Source organism: Brumimicrobium salinarum, assembly GCF_002844555.1.
Classification (GTDB): Bacteria; Bacteroidota; Bacteroidia; order Flavobacteriales_D; family Crocinitomicaceae; genus Brumimicrobium; species Brumimicrobium salinarum.
The window spans coordinates 1-424 of the sequence record NZ_PJNI01000075.1 but is presented as its reverse complement, the minus strand read 5'-3'; the positions used below and the strand labels follow the sequence as shown (position 1 = coordinate 424).

Genomic DNA, 424 nt, shown 5'->3' with positions numbered 1-424 from the left:
TGCAGCAGGAGAATATGTAATTACAGGGTTGCCAGCAGGATCTTATACAGATTATACCGTATCCGATGTAGACTGTCCAGCGTGTAACACCACAGAAAATGTAACGATGACCCTTACAGACCCAAATCCACCAGCAATCGATGCGGGAGCCGATCAGGTACTATGTGAAGGAGCGACGACAACGCTTAATGCCATTAACCCAGATGTAGCAACAGTTACTTGGGACAATGGAGTAACCGATGGAGCAGCATTTACCCCTCCAGTAGGAACAACAACTTACACGGTTACAGCGAACTTGGCAGGGTGTACAAACTCTGATCAAATGACCATCACAGTTACGCCTTCTATAACAGGATTAACATGTCCAGGTGCTTTAACAGCCACTTGTGATATCACAGAACAACCAGCATATGCAGATTATAAT

The 424-nt window shown here is 45.0% G+C and carries 1 protein-coding gene; it reads left to right on the top strand.

All coding sequences use genetic code 11. The features are described from left to right. The coding region (locus CW751_RS15520) for a hypothetical protein (protein WP_165779341.1) at positions 1-424 on the top strand (424 nt) is incomplete at both ends.